The sequence below is a fragment of the Croceibacterium segetis genome, assembly GCF_011320115.1.
Classification (GTDB): domain Bacteria; phylum Pseudomonadota; class Alphaproteobacteria; order Sphingomonadales; family Sphingomonadaceae; genus Croceibacterium_B; species Croceibacterium_B segetis.
The window spans coordinates 16,718-32,547 of sequence record NZ_JAANOZ010000010.1; the positions used below are offsets into that span (position 1 = coordinate 16,718).

Below are 15,830 nucleotides of genomic sequence, written 5' to 3' on the forward strand. Positions count from 1 at the left end.
TTGAAGGCGTGAGCGAGAGGAGATTTCCCAATGACCCCCGAAGGCGTTTTCATCCGCAATCCCGACAAGCTCTACATCGGCGGCGAGTGGGTCGCCCCGCTCAGCGGCGAGAGCATCGAAGTGGTCAATCCGGTCAGCGAGGAAGTGATCGCCCGCGTCGCCGCCGCCGGCGATGCCGACATGGAGCGAGCGGTCGCCGCCGCGCGCCAGGCCTTCGACCACGGCCCGTGGCCGACCACTCCCCCGGCCGAGCGCGGCAAGGTGCTGATGGCGATGGCCGCGATCCTCGAAAAGCGCGTGCCCGAAATCGCCAAGGCCTGGTGTGCCCAGATCGGTGGCCTGACCACCCGCTCGGAAGGCATGCAGATGGGCTCGGTGATGGGCCTGCGCGGAATTGCCGCATTGGGCGAAAGCTTCCCGTGGACCGAGACCAAGAAGGGCCAGATGGTCGATACGGCGGTGATCGTGCGCGAGCCGGTCGGCGTGGTCGTCGGCATCGCCCCGTGGAACGCGCCGTTCGGCATCATGCTCAACAAGGTCGCCTATGCGCTGATCGCCGGCAACACGATCGTGATGAAGCCCTCGCCGGAAACCCCGCTGGAGGCCTACATCATCGCCGAAGCGGCAGAGGAAGCCGGCCTGCCGCCGGGCGTGATCAACCTCGTCCCGGCGGATCGCGAGGCCTCCGATCACCTGATCCATTCGAGGGACATCGACAAGGTCAGCTTCACCGGGTCCTCGGCGGCCGGCATGCATATCGCCAGCGTGTGCGGCGCCAAGATGACTCGCGCCACGTTCGAGCTCGGCGGCAAGTCGGCGGCGATCGTGCGCGACGACTTCCCGATCGAGGACGCCGCCAACATCCTCGGCAACACGATCACAATGCTGTCGGGCCAGATCTGCGCGATGCTCAGCCGAGCGATCGTCACGAAGGACCGCCACGACGAGCTCGCCGAGGCGATCGCCAAGGTGATGAAAGGCGTGAAGATCGGCGATCCGGCCGATCCCGAGACCCAGCTCGGCCCGCTGGCGATGAAGCGCCAGCTCGAGCGGGTCGAGATGTACATCGAGGAAGGCAAGAAGTCGGGCGCCGACCTCGTGACGGGGGGCGGCCGGCCGGCGCATCTCAACAAGGGCTATTTCATCGAGCCGACACTGTTCGCCAACGTCGATAACCAGTCCCGCATCGCCCAGGAGGAGATCTTCGGCCCGGTGCTGTGCCTGATCCCGGCCGAGGACGAGGAAGACGCCATCCGCATCGCCAACGAGAGCAATTACGGCCTCAACGGCGCGGTGATGACCGGCGACGCCCAGGCCGCCTACGACGTGGCCCGCAGGGTGCGCACCGGCGTCGTCGGCCAGAACGGCATGCGGATGGAGTTCGGCATGCCCTTCGGCGGCTTCAAGCAGAGCGGCATCGGCCGCGAAGGCGGCGAGGAAGGGCTGTGGCCTTACGTCGAGACCAAGACCATCCTGCTCGACGCCGCGCCGGCGGTCTTTTGACTGCCGAGCGTCAGGAAGCCTTGGCGCAGGTGTTGATTCCCAGAACGCAGTAGAGCGGGCAAACGCCGATCAGGCCCGTTGCAAGCGGGATCACGCCCAGCCATCCCCACGGGGTGTGAGGACCGGTAAACACCAGGGCCAGCAAGACCACGCCGACGACGATGCGGAGCAGTCGGTCAATCGTGCCTTCGTTCGTGCGCATGGTGAAATCTCCCGCAGGCTGTTGTGCAGGCATCATCGGGCGCGCGAAGCGGTCCGCCCATTCGCAATTGTCCGGAGGCGCGGGCTAGAGCTTCTTGTCGTTCGGATCGACCGGCGCGTCGCTCTTGAGCATCGGGTCCCAGTGCTCGGCGATCTTGCCGTCCTCGATCCGGTAGAGGTCGAACCAGGTGGAGTAGTAGGTCTGTCCGCTGGCATCCTTCTCGGGACGGACGAACGCGGTCATGACCTTGTCGCCCTCGGCGATCAGGTCGATCAGCGGCAGCTCGAGCTTGTCCCTGATCTCCCGGTGGGGCCGGGTCTTGCGGATGTATTCCTGCACGCCCGCCAGGCCTTGGCCGGCGTTCGGATTGTGCTGCAGGTAGTCGTCGCGGATGAACTCCCCCGCGCGCTCCCAGATGCCGGCCTGCAGCACGATGCGGTACATGTCGTAGACCAGCTTCTTGTTGGCCGCGAGCTTCGGGTCCGGGCTGGCGAGCAGCGCGGCGTGGTCGGTCGCGACTTGCGGCGGGGTGGCGGTCATCGGCGGCTTGCTCTCCTGGGCGTGGACGCTACTGGCGAAGGCCAGCAACGCGGCGGCAACGAATAGGCGCATCGGCGGAAATCTCCCGTTCAGGCCACCCTGCCAAAGGGCAGGTGACAGGGCAAGCCTGCTCGGCTATCACGCCGGACAAAGTCAACGAGATCACCTTGAGGGATGCCATGAACGTCAAGTACTTGCTGCTCGCGGGCCTCGCGTTGCCCGCCGCGCCCGCGCTGGCGCAGGACGCCGCGGCGCCCGCTTCGCAGCAGATCGTCGTCACCGGCCGCGGGCTCGACCAGACGCCGGCGACGCCGGCTTACGACGTGCAGGAGATCGGCCGCGACGAGATCGTTTCGACCTCCTCCGGCCGGCTCGAGGATGCGCTCGAGAACGTCGCCGGCTTCCAGCAATTCCGCCGCTCCGACAGCCGCTCGTCGAACCCTTCGGCGCAAGGCGTCACCCTGCGCGCATTGGGCGGCAACGCCACCAGCCGCGCGCTCGTCTTGCTCGACGGCGTGCCGATGACCGATCCGTTCTTCGGCTACGTCCCGCTCTCGGCGATCGCGCCCGAGCGGCTCGAGAACATCCGCGTCACCCGCGGCGGCGGCTCGGGCCCGTTCGGCTCGGGGGCGCTCGCCGGGGTGATCGAGCTCGACAGCGCCGACGCGCCCGACCTCGGCCTGTTCACCGGCTCGGCGATGCTCGACCAGCGCGGCGAGACCGAGCTCAGCGGCTCGCTCGCGCCGGAAATCGGCGAGGGTTACGCGGTCGTCAGCGGCCGCTGGGATCGCGGCAAGGGCTTCTTCACCACGCCCGAGGCGCAGCGCGTGCCCGCCACCGTCCGCGCGAAGTATGACAGCTGGTCGACCAGCGCGCGCCTCGTCGAGCCGATCGGCGACGACCTGACGCTGCAGCTGCGCGGGCTTGCCTTCGAAGACAACCGCGTGCTGCGCTTCGCCGGCGCGACCACCGGCATGGAAGGGCAGGACGTCAGCGCGCGCCTCGTCGGCCGCGGCGCGTGGCAGTTCGACGCGGTGGCCTATGCCCAGTGGCGCAACTTCAACAACCGGGTGATCTCGTCGAGCACCTACAAGCTCTCGCTCGACCAGAAGGATACGCCGGCGAGCGGGCAGGGCGGCAAGATCGAAATCCGCCCGCCGGTCGGCGGAGGGCACACGCTGCGGCTGGGCGGGGATTATCGCCGCATGAAGGGTGACCTCAAGGAAGACGCCTACAACGCTTCCACCGGCGTGCTGACGGCTCACCGCTTCGGCGGCGGCGTGAACGCCGACGTCGGCCTCTTTGCCGAGGACGACTGGGAGCTCGGCCCGGTCACCCTGACCGGCGGCGTGCGCGGCGACCGCTACGCGATCAGGGACGGATATTACCGCTCGGTCAACGGCGCCGGGATCACCACCATCGACAAGACTTTCGCCAATCGGTCCGATTGGGAGTTCACCTGGCGCGGCGGCGGCGTGTTCCACGCCAGCGACGCGCTGCAATTGCGCGCCGCGGCCTACACCAGCTTGCGCCTGCCGACGCTCAACGAGCTGTATCGTCCGTTCGTGGTCTTCCCGGTGACGACGCAGGCAAACGAGAACCTCAAGCCCGAGCGGCTGGTGGGCTACGAAGCCGGGGTCGACTGGCAGGTGGCCGACGGCGTGAAGCTGACCGCCACGGCGTTCGACAACAAGGTCAAGGACGCGATCACCAACGTCACCATCGCCACCAACACCCGCCAGCGCCGCAACATCGACGCGATCCGCGCCAGGGGACTGGAGTTCGGGGCGCAGGCGACGTTCGGCCAGCTGAGCCTCGACGGCTCGCTCGCTTACACGCACGCGCGCCAGCACAGCCCCGGAACCGACCTCGACGGCTTCATTCCGTCGCAAACGCCGGCGTGGGCCGAAAGCGCGACGGTGACCTACCGCCCGGCCGAGCGCATGCTGTTCTCGGCGACGGTGCGTCACGTCGGCAAGCAGTACGAGGATGACCAGCAGACCGACGTGCTACCGGGTGCGACGACCGTGGACTTGTTCGCGCAAGTGCCCATCGTCGACCGCCTGAGCTTCGTCGCCCGCGCCGAGAACCTGTTCGATGCCGAAGTAATCACCCGCAACCAGGGCGGCTCGATGGACCTCGGCGCCCCGCGCACTCTGTGGGCGGGGTTGCGTTACGGGTTCTAGGCCTCGCACAAGACAAGGGCCGCGCAGCGCGCGGCCCTTGTCCGGGTTTAATGGTTGAAATCAGGGGTTGCGGCGAGTGCTGGGATCGCTGTCCCGCTCGCCGATCTGGTTCCCGCTGCCGCCTTGCTGTTCCTGCTGGCGGCTGCGATCGCCCTGCTGTTGCGGCTGGCGACCCTGCTGGCCGTGCTGCGGCTTGCGGCTGTCGCTGTGGTTGCGGTTACCCATCGATCTTCTCCTTTTGTGTCCGCCATTCGCGGGCGGACAGGAGAATCAACGCCTTAGCAGCGCGCGGTTCCGGGAATTGAGCCCATACGTGGCTCTTGCCGGATCGCGCGCTGCCTATGGCGTGACGATCAGCCTTCGCGGCCGCCTTCGTCCGGCTGCGGGGTCTGGCCACCCTGCTGCTGCTGCTGACCGGGCTGTTGCCCCGGCTGGCGCTCTTCCTGTTCTTCCTGGTCCGGGTTGTTGGGCTGCTGGCCGGGCTGGCGCTCTTCCTGCTCCTGCTGGCCGGGATTCTGCGGCTGGCCGGGGTTCTGCGGCTGGCCCGGATTGTTGTTCTGATCGGTCATGGGGGTCTCCTCTCGATCCGCGACGTTGCGGTCGATAGATCAACGCTGTGGCGGGCCGTGTATCCCGTGCGATGAGTGCATTCTCGACGGGACGCGCGCGGCTCGCGCCAGTCCGCTGATTCGCTGCACTTCGCGCTACCCACGTCGCTCCTCAGGCGTTACGCAACGACGACAAATTCCGAGGGGAGAACGATGGCGTCGGCTGCGATCGCACAGGAAGTCATGCTCGAGATCCGCAACCCCAGAACGGGGCAGCCGGACCGCACGCTGGCCGTTTCGAGCCGCGCGGAAGTCGCTGAAAAGGCAGCGCAATTGCGCTCAGCCCAGCCGGCCTGGGAAGCGCTCGGCGTCGGCGGCCGCTGCGCGGTCATGGCGCGCTGGCTCGGGGCGGTGAAGACCAGAGCTCAGGACATCGGCGAGGCCGACGCGGTCGACACCGGGGGCTGTCACACAAGCTACCTCCAGGGCTTCATCACGTGCGGCAATATCGGCGGCTGGCTGGAGGATGCGCCCAAGGCCTTCGAGGCGCTCAAGTGGCAAGGCATGAGCACTTCGATGCCGACCGTGGCGATCGAGAGCCAGGTCGTCGCCTATCCGCTCGTCGGGGTGATCTCCCCGTGGAACGCGCCGCTGATGCTGGCGCTGCTCGACGCGGTTCCCGCGCTGTTTGCCGGCAGCGCGGTGCTGCTCAAGCCGAGCGAGGTCACCCCGCGGGTGATCGACACGCTATTCGAGACGGTGCGCGAAGTGCCCGAACTGGCGGCGGTGTTCGACTACGTCACCGGCCCGGGCGAGGTCGGTCAGGCGGTGATCGCCGAGGCGGATACGATCTGCTTCACCGGCTCGGTGCCCACGGGGCGCAAGGTCGCCGTCGCCTGCGCCGAGCGGCTGATCCCGTGCAACCTCGAGCTGGGGGGCAAGGATCCCTGCGTGGTCACCGAGACGGCCGACCTCGAGCGTGCGGCGACGGCGGTGCTGCGCGGCGCGGTCTATGCCACCGGGCAAGTCTGCTATTCGGTCGAACGGGTCTATGTGCACGAGAGCGTGCACGACGCCTTCGTCGAGAAGCTGGTCGAGAAGGCGAAGGCCGTGCGGCTCAATGCCGACAACCCGCGCGCCGGGCATATCGGCCCGTTCACGTTCGCCCCGCAGGCCGAGATCGTCAGGCGCCACATCGAGGATGCCAGGGCCAAGGGCGCGAAGGTGCTCACCGGCGGCGAGATCGAGGACATCGGCGGCGGGCTCTACTTGCGGCCGACGGTGCTGACCGGCGTCACCCACGACATGCTGATCATGCAGGACGAGACCTTCGGCCCGTGCATACCCGTGATGGCCTACAAGGATACCGAGGAGGCGATCCGCCTCGCCAACGATACGCAGTTCGGCCTCACCGCCAGCGTGATCGCCGGCGATGTCGAGGAAGCGAAGGCGATCGGCCGGCGGATCAACGCCGGCGGGATATTCCTCCAGGATACCTTCCTGACTTTCGCCAAGCTCGGGACGTTCGGGTCGGACAGCTTCGGCTGGTCGGGTTACGGCGCGCCGCGCATCGGGCCCGAAAGCCTGCGCCGCTTCCTGCGCCGCAAGAGCCTGCTGACGCAGACCGGGCCGGTGGCCGACATTCAGAACGATCATCACCTTGGCGCGACCGCATGAAGATCACCGCCGCCGTCAGCCGCGGCGACACGCCCGCGCCCGCGCTCGAACAGCTCGAGCTGGAGGAACCGCGCGCGGGCGAGATGCGCATTCGCCTCGTCGCCACCGGCATCTGCCACACCGACCTGCACGAGCATCCCGGCCGCCACTCGCCGCACCCGATCGTGCTCGGCCACGAGGGCGCCGGAGTGGTCGAGAAGCTCGGCGACGGCGTGAGCGGGTTCGAGGTCGGCGACCACGTCATCCTGAGCGGCAATTCGTGCGGGCAATGCCCGAGCTGCCGCGCCAACCGGCCGACTTACTGCGACCTCGCGATGCCGCTGTGCTTCGGCGGTCAGCGGCTCGACGGCTCGACCTCGCTGGAGGGGGGCGCGGTCCATTCGCACTTCTTCGGCCAGTCGAGCTTCGCGACGCATTGCCTCGTGCCGCAGCGCACCGCGGTGAAAATGGACAAGGACCTGCCGCTCGAAAAGCTCGGGCCGCTGGGCTGCGGCGTGGTCACCGGCGCCGGGGCGGTGATCGAGGCGCTTAAAGTGGGCTACGGCGACACCATCGCGGTGTTCGGCACCGGCGGCGTCGGCCTCAGCGCCGTCATGGCGGCCAAGCTGGTCGGCGCGCGGCGGATCGTCGCGGTCGACGTGAACCGCGAGCGGCTCGAGCTGGCCCGCGAGCTGGGCGCGACCGATTGCATCGCGGCCGACGAGGAGGGCGTGGCCGACAAGGTCCGGGCGGTCACCGGGCGCGGAGTCGATTTCAGCTTCAACACCACCACCGTGCCCGAGGTGCACACCTGGGCGCTCGAAGTTCTGGCGATGAACGGCACCGCCGGCTTCGTCGCCGCGCCGCGCCCAAATAGCGCAGGAGAACAATGGGCGCCGAAGATGTTCGCCATGCTCGCCGGCGGGCGCCAGCTGCGCGGCATCCTCGGCGGTGACGCGCACCCGGGCCTGTTCCTGCCCAAGCTGGTCGATTACTGGCGCCAGGGCCGCTTCCCGTTCGACCGCTTGCTGACCTTCTACCCCTTCGCCGAGATCGACCGCGCCTTCGCCGACGCCCGTTCGGGCAAGGCGATCAAGCCGGTGCTGCTGATAGGAGACCCCGCATGACCCCCGAATTCCGCGCCAAGGTGCAAGGCTTCGGCCGCGAACTGACCCCCGAGCTGCTCACCGGCACCAGCATGATGATGGCCGGGATGTTCGAAGGGATGGACCCGCAGACGATCGAGGACGAGGACATCGCATACGGCCCCGACCCGCGCCATCGGCTCGACCTCTACCGCCAGCAGAACATCGAGAAGGCACCGGTGTTCGTGTTCGTCCACGGCGGCGGCTTCGTCATGGGCAACAAGCGCAATCCGCCGGGCCCGTTCTACCGCAACGTCGGCGATTTCGCCGCGCGTCACGGGTGGATCGGCGTGGTGCCGACTTACCCGCTCGCGCCCGATCATCCCTGGCCCGCCGGCGCCGAGGCGGTGCGCGGCGTGGTCGAGTGGATTCGCGAGCACGCCGCCGAATTCGGCGGCGATCCGGAGCGGATCGTCCTGTCGGGCCAATCGGCCGGCGCGGTACACGTGGCCGGCTACGTTGCGCATTCGGCGTACCACGCGGTCCCCGGCGGCGGCCTGCGCGGCGCGGTGCTGATGAGCGGGATTTTCGATACCACCATCGGCCGCCCGGGCGAGGGTCCCCACCCTTACTACGGCACCGATGCGGCGACATTTGCCGAAGCGAACTGCCTGCCCGGCCTGCTTGCGACTGACATTCCGCTCTGCTTCACCGTCAGCGAGTTCGATGCGGCGATGTTCCAGGCCGAAGCGGCCCATGTCGTCGGTGCCTGGGGCCAGGCCAAGGGCTCCTATCCGGAGATGCACTACCTCGTCGGCCACAACCACCTGACCCCCTCGCAATCGCTCGGCTCGCCGGTCAAGGACGTCGAGGCGCTGGTGGCGGGCTTCGTGCGGCGGATTACGGCTTAGCCGCCGCTTTCGCTTCGGTCGCGGCAGGTTTCGGCGCGCAACCCTCGAGCAGCGTGCGCAATTGCTGGCCCCAGTCGCGCAAGGCCTTGGCGTTGGGGGCGAGGACCTGGAGGTCGTGCTTGGCGTCGCCGTTGAACCGCTGCCCGACCATCGGCGGCTCGGCCGGGATCTGCGCCGGATCGACGCAGGCGACCGGGTCCGGCGTCGGCAGGACAGCGGCGGGCGCCTGCTTCTGAAATGCCGCGCAGCCGCCGAGCAGCAGCGTGAGCACGAGCGCTCGCGCTACAGGCCTTCGGCGTTGCGAATAGACTTGGGGGTTACGCAATTGGCTTCCCTGACCTTTTCCTGCCGCAAGGTCTCGGCCTGATGCTCGAGCTCTTCGGCGCGCTTCTGGGCGTCGGCTATCTTGGTGTCGATGATATTTTCATGCACGTCGCTGTTCAACTGTCCGCTGGCGACCTGGTACTTGAGCGCGTTCAAAGACAGCTCGGTGGCGGCGCGCGCCTGGCGTTCGGCGATCGCCTGCCGGCCGAAGTCGTCGCGCTCCTTGGCGATTGCCTCGGTGCGCCAGGCGAGCACGCCGCAGGCGACGATCAGCGCGAGGATCATCGCCTCGCGGATGCCAAATTCGGGCCTAGCCATCGCCATCTCCATTTCCGGGTTTGGCCCGGTTTGGAGATGAACGGCGCGGAATTCAACCTGAACGGGCTCAGGCGGGCATCCAGCTCCCGTGGAACGCCATCGGCAGCGCGAAAGGCAGCTTGACGGTGGCGAGCGCCGGGCGGCTGACGTCGTTGCCGTCGAGCACCAGCAGGTCGGTGCGCTTTTCGGCGAAGCGGTCGACCGCGGTGAGGATGAAACCGTCGCCCTCGGGCGAATTCGCGCTGCGGGGCACGAACAGCGGTTCCTGCGCCGCGCCGCCATCGATGTCGTGGAACCGCATCTCGCGCGTGTCCCAGTCGATCTGCGCCACGCCCATGCGCGGGTAATCGCGGAAGGCGAGGTAGCCGACGCGGTACTTCTCCATCGCATAACGGTCGTCGATCTTGGGCATGTCGCCGTAGGCGCCCTGGACCGGCTCCAACGTCACCGCTTCGGCGTCGGGCTTGGAGAGGTCGAAGGTGATCCGCGTCAGCTGGGTGATGGTTTCGGGCAGGCTCGGCAGGTTGCCGTGCTTGTCCTTGAAGAAGCAGAAGCAGTTGCCGGGGCTCACCGGCGTGTCGACGATGACCTTCGAGCCCTCGGTGTAGGCGTTCATCACGTGGCCCATCACGATGCCCGGGATCTTGAACCAGCGCATCTCCGCGACGCTGCCATTGCGCGGCATCACGCCCCACATGCTCGGCAGGTCGGGGTCGTACTGGTAGTACTGGCCGCCCGCGCGCAGCCGCTTGTCGTCGGCCGTCAGCGGCATGATCGGGAACACCAGGTGCTCGCGGGTCACGCCCCAGTCGTGGCTCACGCCGGGGTAGGGGGTGTAGAACCACTCCTCGCGGATCAGCGCGCCCGACTTGTCGAACACGTGGAGCGAAGCGTCGGTGGTCGGCTCGCCCTTGGCGAACACGCCGTAGCTCCACCATTCGCCGGTTTTCGGGTCGATCTTCGGGTGCGCCGTCAGCGCGGTCGAGCCGAGGTTGCCGAACCGCGCGACCTCGATCGTGTCGAGCGTCTCGGGATCGACCGAGTAGGGGTGCGAATCCTCGCGCAGCATGAACAGCCGCCCGTGGTGGTTGAAGGCGTTGGTGTTGCCGGTGTTGTCGCGCTCGGGGAGGTTATCGACGCTCGGGTCGTCGGTGTACTTGTTGCGGTAGTGGCCATAGAGCCGCCGCCGCGCCTCGCGCTCGCGCTTCAGCCGCTCCGTCTGGACGTAGCGGCTGCGGAAGCTGACATGGCCGCCCTCGAAGCGGAACATCGATACCAGGCCGTCGCCGTTGAGGATGATGTCGTTCTCGAGGCTCGGATACTGCCGGTCGCCGCCGGTGCGGAAATAGGCCCCTTCGAGCTCCGCCGGGATCTCGCCCTCGACCTCGCATTCGTAGACATCGGCCTCGAAGCGCATCGTCTGCCGCTTCTGCAGGCCGAAGCTGTCGTAAGGGAGAAAAATCTCGGGCATCCTCGCCTCCGTTTGTTATGGTCAAAATAGAACCGCGATACGGCGGCTTGGCAAGAGCGCATTGAGGGAGAGCAAGAATGTCCGACAATCCGTGGCCCGATGGCGTGCCGGAGATCATGCCGGCGCAGGACCGCGCCGAGATCGAGGAGCTCTATGCGCGCTATTGCTGGGGCATCGACCTCGCCGACGAGGAGCTGGCGGTGAACACGTTCGCCGAGGACGGCGAGTTCGACCACCTGTGGCAGGGCAAGGTCAAGGGCCACGCCGCGATCCGCGAGAACCTGCGCAAGCTGTGGTACGACAGACAACACTGGTGGTACGGACGCCAGCACCTGATGAACCACTTCATCATGGACCCGCGCCCCGAAGGCGCCCGCGTGCGCTGCTTCTTCCAGATCCTGCAGTGGAACGCCGACTACCAGACCAACTTCGTTTTCGGCATCGGCACGCGGGACGACCGGCTGGTGAAGCGGGGCGGGCGGTGGAGGTTCCTGCGGCTGGTGGTCAACGCCTGGACCGCGGTCGACCAGGTGCCGTGGAAGGGCGAACGGACGCTGCCGATGAGACCGCCGTACAAGAGCCCGCCGGCGGACACGCGCCCGTTCGACGAGGCGACGGCAGATGAGTGGTAGGGAGCGTGACGGCGATTAGTCTTGTGTCCCAAGAGCTATATATTTCGATTGGACATGGATTAGAACACGTTTCGACATTCTGTCGGGGAAAAACTATGTGGTACGTTAGAATGGTCATATTCCTTGTTCTGAGTATGTTAAACTTCTTCAGTCGGGAAATTCTCAACCTCATCGGAGTGGAACGAGGTTATGTAAGCGGCGGATTATTTATTTTTATTACTAGCGCCATGGCCGTCTTTGCAATTAACTTTACTCGCGATGTCGAGGCTAAAGGTAAGTAGACATGGCCCTGTCCTCTTGCGGGAGGGGCCGGGGGTGGGCTCGTCCCGCAATCGAAGGCAGCCACTCGTGACCCAAAACACTGCCAGTTGCCTATGCGGCGAGGTTCGGTTGATGGCGACGGGCGAGCCTTATCGTGTCGGCCTTTGCCATTGCCTCGATTGCCGCAAGAACAGCGGCTCGCTGTTCCAGGCGCTGGCGATGTTCCCGCAGGACGCGGTGACGGTCGTGGGCGAGACGCGCGAGTTCGCCGGGCGGCATTTCTGCCCGCGCTGCGGCTCGACGGTGTTCGGGCGCAGCGGCGACGAGATCGAGGTCGCCCTCGGCGCCTTCGACGCGCCCGACCGGTTCACCCCGACTTATGAGCTATGGACCGTGCGCCGCGAAGCCTGGCTGCCGCCGTTCCCGCTCGCGCACCATTACGCGCACAACCGGGAAAGCGAGGGGCGGTTCGAGGACTAGCTGCGGAAAAGCCGCGTCTCGGACTGCGCAGACGGCTTTCCCGTTCGCATCGATTGCGGTTATTCAAAGCCGAAAGGTAGTCGACGGGGGCAAGATGCAGTTTCAAAGATGCTTGGTCGTGCCGATGGCGGCGGTCGCTTGCGCGTCCGCGCCGATCTCGCAAGGGTTCGCCGAAGAGCCGCCGCAGGCGCGCACACCGCAAGCGTGGGTTCGCTGCGGATCGGCTGCCGAGGCGATGCTGCAATCGCGGCAGAAGACGCGCGACAGCCTCGCCAACGATGCCCAGGCTGCCAGAACGGTGACCGCGCTCGACGCGGACATGGATCGGTTGCGCTCACTCGAGAATCGCTTCTTCGGGTTCGTGCTCGAGGCAAAGGTGAGCGATGCCCAACTCAAGAAGATGCAGGCAAAGTCCGACGCCGAGTTCGCCACGCCGGAGGGCGCCCAAACCGCGCGCCTGGTGATGAAGGACTGCGTCGCGGAGTTGCGGAGCATCGACGCCGGCTGAGCGTCGCGGGTTCGCGGCGAAACCAGGGTGCCGCCGGCAACCGCGCCGGCGGCCGATGGATGAGGCGGACCGAATCCATCAAAGCTTTGGCGCGCGAAGAAAGCGCTGTCCTACAAACCCCGGTTTGTGGCTTATGCTGGGGATGGGCGAATCCACCATCCAGCGAAAAGACGTCGCGTGCTCGCAGGTGAATCGGGCGAATCGTATTGGAGAAGTGTCACCCTGTCGCCTGACCAAAAAGCGCGGATTTCCGCGGCTTCGCGGGCGACGCCAGGGTGACAGGGTCCGTAAAGTGTCACCCGGAAAACCCCATCCCCGAGGGGGAGGGGTTCGCTGGGCGTGCGCGTCAGGCCGCCCGCACGTGCTGGAGGAAGTCGTCGGCCTGGGTCTTGAGGGCCGCGGCCTGGCGTTCGAGCTCGGTCGAGCTGGTCAGCACCTGGGTTGCCGCGCTGCCGGTGGCGAGCGAGGTGTCGCGGACCTGGTCGAGGTTGCTGGTCACTTCCTCGGCGCTGCGCGCGGCGAGGTCGATCGAGCGGGCGAGATCCTGGCCGGCGACCGATTGCTGGTCGACCGCCGCGGCGATCGACACCGCGGTCGTTTCGAGCTGCTTGATCTGCTCGGCGATCTTGCGCAGCGCGTCCACGCTGGCGCCGGTGGTTTCCTGCATCGCGCGGATCTGCCCGGCGACTTGCTCGGTCGCCTTGCCGGTCTGCGTCGCCAGTTCCTTGACCTCGGTGGCGACGACCGCGAAGCCGCGGCCGGCTTCGCCGCCGCGCGCCGCCTCGATCGAGGCATTGAGAGCGAGCAGGTTGGTGCGCTGGGCGATGGTCGAGATCATCTCGACGATGTCGCCGACCTGGCTGGCCGAATCCGCCAGCTCGGAAATCGTCGAATCCGCGGCGACCGCGGCGTTGCTCGCCTTGCGGGCGAGCTCGGCGCTGGTCGAGGCCTGGCGGCTGATCTCGCCGATCGACATCGCGAACTCGTCGCTCGCGGCGGCCGCGGCGGTGACGCCGGCGGTTGCCTCGGAGAGCGACATCGAGACGCGCGAGGACTGGTTGGCCGATTGCTCGGCGCAGGCGGCCATCGCGGTGGCGGTGGCCTGCAGCTCGCTCGACGCGCTGGCGACGCTGCCGACGATCTCGCTGACGTTCTTCTCGAAGCCTTCGGTCAGCTTGCGCAAAGTATCGAAGTGGCCCTGGCGGTCGGTTTCGGTCTGCGCCTGCAGCTTCTGGAACTTGAAGGCCGCCTTCTTGATCGTCAGCAGGGCGCGGGCGATGTCGCCGATTTCGTCCTGGCGCTCGGCGTTTTCGACGTCGACGTCGTGGTGGCCGTCGGCCAGTTCGACCGCGCTCGCCGCCGCGCTTTGCAGCGGGCGGACGATGTCCTGCTGGATGAACTGCCGCGCGAACCACACGAGACCGGCGGCGCCGAGCGTCAGCACGGCCAGCACGCCGAAGACCCAGCGGGGCGCCGCCCCCATGCTGGTCAGCGCGGCAGCGGCGAGAAGGCCGTTGCCGGCGGCGAGGAAGGCCTGTGCGGCCACCACCGTGCGCATGCGCTGGGCGATCGAACCGATGCCGAAATAGCCGATGTCGCGCCTTGTCGGCGCGCGGCGTTCAACCCGGCGTTCGGCGCGCTCGCGCTCGAGTTCGTCGGCTTCGGGCACCTCAGGCGTGTGCGACATGTCCATGGTAATCGTCTCCGGAATCGGTCGTCTTGTTAGCGTTGGAATGGTTCATATTCAGTTGACGCGTGATCTCGGCGGCAGGGATGGCCTTGTAATAAAGCCAGCCCTGCATGGTGTCGCAGCCCGCGGTGCGGGCGAGCGTCGCCTGCGCTTGCGTCTCGACGCCCTCGGCGGTCACGAACATGTTCATGGCGCGGGCGACGGCGATGGAAGACACCATCATCGCCCGGCTGCCGGCGTCGTCCGCCGCTTCGACGATCAGCGAACGGTCGAGCTTGAGCTTCTCGAAGCGGAACTTCCTGAGGAAGCCGATCGAGGCATAGCCGGTGCCGAAATCGTCGAGCGAGATGCCGACGCCGAAGCCGCGGATCACGTCGAGCGCGCGGCCGGCAATGACCGGGTCGCCGACGAGGTAGGTTTCGGTGATCTCGAGTTCGAGCCGCTCGGGCGGGAAGCCGGTTTCCTCGAGGATATGGCCGAGCTGGACCGGAAAGTCGGGGTTGCGCAACTGGGCGGGAGACACGTTGACCGAAAGCTTGATCACGTCCCACTCGAGCGCATCGGTGCACGCCTGGCGCAGCGCCCAGCGGCCGATCGGATTGATCAGGCCGGTCTCCTCGGCGATCGGGATGAACACCGCCGGGCTGATGAAGCTGCCGTCGGGCTGTTCCCAGCGCATAAGCGCCTCGACCGCGACGATCTCGCCGCTCGTGGCGTCGACCAGCGGCTGGTAGTTGAGGGTGAACTCGTTGTTGAGAATCGCGTTGCGCAGGTCGGCCTCGACTTGCTGCGAGAGTTCGCGCTTGCGGTCGAAATCGGGATTGAACCAGGTGCAGCGCATCTTGCCGCCGGTCTTCGAGGCGTACATCGCCACGTCGGACTGGCGCAGCAGGTCGGACGAGCTGGCGCGGTTGCCGCGCGTGCCTCGCGACAGGCCGATGCTGGCGCCGATGCTGATCTGCCGGTCCTCGATGCCGATCGGCTTGGCCAGGCGCTCGAGCAGGCGGCGGCACAGGCCTTCGAGGATGTTGCCGGCGATCGGGCCGATCACCACCAGCGCGAACTCGTCGCCGCCGAGGCGATAGGCCCGCGCTTCCTGGCCGCACAAGTCGAGCAGCAGAGCGGCGCATTCCTTGATCAGCTTGTCGCCGACGAAGTGGCCGTAGTGGTCGTTGACCGACTTGAACCCGTCGAGGTCAACCAACGCCAGCGCGACCTCGTCGTCGGCATCGGCGAGATTGACGATGTCGAGATGCAGCGCGCGGCGGTTGGGCAGGCCGCTGAGGCTGTCGGTGAGGCCGAGCAACTCGAGGTGTCCGATGCTCGAAAGACCGATGCGGGCGAAGAGCAGCGCGGCCGCGCAGTACAGCGCCAGGCCGATGCCGAGCGCGCGATAGCTGGCGGGAGTGGTGAGCAGACCGCGGCTGGAAAGGTACAGCACGGCCGCGGCGACGATCGCGGTCACGACCACGATCGGCGCGAATACCAGCACCCTGGCAGACATTTGGTCCCTGC

At 67.1% G+C, this 15,830-nt stretch carries 17 protein-coding genes; 8 read left to right on the forward strand and 9 right to left on the reverse strand.

Annotation, left to right across the window (positions count from 1 at the left end):
- The first annotated feature begins 30 nt into the window (after nt 1-30).
- Nucleotides 31-1,503 (forward strand): aldehyde dehydrogenase, encoded by a 1,473-nt coding sequence (locus G7B69_RS11920; protein WP_166179547.1) that lies wholly within the window; start codon nt 31-33, stop codon nt 1,501-1,503.
- 10 nt (nt 1,504-1,513) lie between these two features.
- Here the strand turns inward: G7B69_RS11920 and G7B69_RS11925 are convergent, their stop codons facing one another.
- Nucleotides 1,514-1,738 carry a YgaP family membrane protein gene (locus G7B69_RS11925; RefSeq protein WP_423717940.1) on the reverse strand — a complete coding sequence of 75 codons (225 nt, stop codon included), beginning with the start codon at nt 1,736-1,738 and terminating at the stop codon, nt 1,514-1,516.
- 51 nt (nt 1,739-1,789) lie between these two features.
- Nucleotides 1,790-2,317 (reverse strand): nuclear transport factor 2 family protein, encoded by a 528-nt coding sequence (locus tag G7B69_RS11930; protein ID WP_243415151.1) that lies wholly within the window; start codon nt 2,315-2,317, stop codon nt 1,790-1,792.
- Nucleotides 2,318-2,424: 107 nt separating this feature from the next.
- Between G7B69_RS11930 and G7B69_RS11935 the strand changes: the two genes are divergently transcribed.
- Nucleotides 2,425-4,431, forward strand: a complete 2,007-nt coding sequence (locus tag G7B69_RS11935) for a TonB-dependent receptor (protein ID WP_166179549.1) — start codon at nt 2,425-2,427, stop codon at nt 4,429-4,431.
- Between the two features lie 60 nt (nt 4,432-4,491).
- Here the strand turns inward: G7B69_RS11935 and G7B69_RS11940 are convergent, their stop codons facing one another.
- Both G7B69_RS11940 and G7B69_RS11945 read right to left on the reverse strand, forming a co-directional pair.
- A complete protein-coding gene (locus G7B69_RS11940; RefSeq protein WP_166179551.1) occupies nt 4,492-4,656 on the reverse strand; it encodes a hypothetical protein in 165 nt (54 codons plus the stop codon).
- 128 nt (nt 4,657-4,784) lie between these two features.
- Nucleotides 4,785-5,000: a 1,4-beta-xylanase gene (locus G7B69_RS11945; RefSeq protein WP_166179553.1), complete on the reverse strand. Its 216-nt coding sequence runs from the start codon at nt 4,998-5,000 to the stop codon at nt 4,785-4,787.
- 192 nt (nt 5,001-5,192) lie between these two features.
- Between G7B69_RS11945 and G7B69_RS11950 the strand changes: the two genes are divergently transcribed.
- The 3 genes from G7B69_RS11950 to G7B69_RS11960 are packed head-to-tail and all read left to right on the forward strand — an operon-like array spanning nt 5,193 to nt 8,631.
- On the forward strand, nt 5,193-6,656 hold the full coding sequence (locus tag G7B69_RS11950) for an aldehyde dehydrogenase family protein (protein WP_166179555.1): 1,464 nt from the start codon (nt 5,193-5,195) through the stop codon (nt 6,654-6,656).
- Nucleotides 6,653-7,762 (forward strand): NAD(P)-dependent alcohol dehydrogenase, encoded by a 1,110-nt coding sequence (locus G7B69_RS11955; RefSeq protein ID WP_166179557.1) that lies wholly within the window; start codon nt 6,653-6,655, stop codon nt 7,760-7,762. Before G7B69_RS11950 ends, G7B69_RS11955 begins: the two co-directional genes overlap by 4 nt.
- Nucleotides 7,759-8,631: an alpha/beta hydrolase gene (locus G7B69_RS11960; RefSeq protein WP_166179559.1), complete on the forward strand. Its 873-nt coding sequence runs from the start codon at nt 7,759-7,761 to the stop codon at nt 8,629-8,631. Before G7B69_RS11955 ends, G7B69_RS11960 begins: the two co-directional genes overlap by 4 nt.
- On the opposite strand, the gene G7B69_RS11965 is transcribed toward G7B69_RS11960, so the two are convergent.
- The 3 genes from G7B69_RS11965 to G7B69_RS11975 form a co-directional block, all read right to left on the reverse strand.
- Entirely contained in the window at nt 8,621-8,902 is a 282-nt protein-coding gene (locus tag G7B69_RS11965; RefSeq protein WP_166179561.1) for a hypothetical protein, read from the reverse strand. The genes G7B69_RS11960 and G7B69_RS11965 overlap by 11 nt on opposite strands.
- An 11-nt stretch (nt 8,903-8,913) precedes the next feature.
- Nucleotides 8,914-9,273 carry a hypothetical protein gene (locus tag G7B69_RS11970; protein ID WP_166179563.1) on the reverse strand — a complete coding sequence of 120 codons (360 nt, stop codon included), beginning with the start codon at nt 9,271-9,273 and terminating at the stop codon, nt 8,914-8,916.
- A 67-nt stretch (nt 9,274-9,340) separates the two neighbouring features.
- Complete coding sequence (locus G7B69_RS11975) at nt 9,341-10,744, reverse strand: carotenoid oxygenase family protein (RefSeq protein ID WP_166179566.1); 1,404 nt, start codon at nt 10,742-10,744, stop codon at nt 9,341-9,343.
- A gap of 77 nt (nt 10,745-10,821) precedes the next feature.
- Between G7B69_RS11975 and G7B69_RS11980 the strand changes: the two genes are divergently transcribed.
- The 3 genes from G7B69_RS11980 (at nt 10,822) to G7B69_RS11990 (ending at nt 12,625) form a co-directional block, all read left to right on the forward strand.
- On the forward strand, nt 10,822-11,376 hold the full coding sequence (locus G7B69_RS11980) for a nuclear transport factor 2 family protein (protein ID WP_166179568.1): 555 nt from the start codon (nt 10,822-10,824) through the stop codon (nt 11,374-11,376).
- 258 nt (nt 11,377-11,634) lie between these two features.
- A complete protein-coding gene (locus G7B69_RS11985) occupies nt 11,635-12,117 on the forward strand; it encodes a GFA family protein (protein WP_166179570.1) in 483 nt (160 codons plus the stop codon).
- Nucleotides 12,118-12,235: 118 nt separating this feature from the next.
- Nucleotides 12,236-12,625: a hypothetical protein gene (locus G7B69_RS11990; protein ID WP_166179572.1), complete on the forward strand. Its 390-nt coding sequence runs from the start codon at nt 12,236-12,238 to the stop codon at nt 12,623-12,625.
- Between the two features lie 346 nt (nt 12,626-12,971).
- Here G7B69_RS11990 and G7B69_RS11995 read toward each other — a convergent pair whose 3' ends face one another.
- Both G7B69_RS11995 and G7B69_RS12000 read right to left on the reverse strand, forming a co-directional pair.
- The gene (locus G7B69_RS11995) at nt 12,972-14,318 is read right to left on the reverse strand and encodes a methyl-accepting chemotaxis protein (protein ID WP_166179574.1); all 1,347 of its coding nucleotides are present in this window, start codon (nt 14,316-14,318) and stop codon (nt 12,972-12,974) included.
- Nucleotides 14,296-15,819, reverse strand: a complete 1,524-nt coding sequence (locus G7B69_RS12000; protein ID WP_166179576.1) for a putative bifunctional diguanylate cyclase/phosphodiesterase — start codon at nt 15,817-15,819, stop codon at nt 14,296-14,298. Before G7B69_RS12000 ends, G7B69_RS11995 begins: the two co-directional genes overlap by 23 nt.
- Nucleotides 15,820-15,830 lie beyond the last annotated feature (11 nt).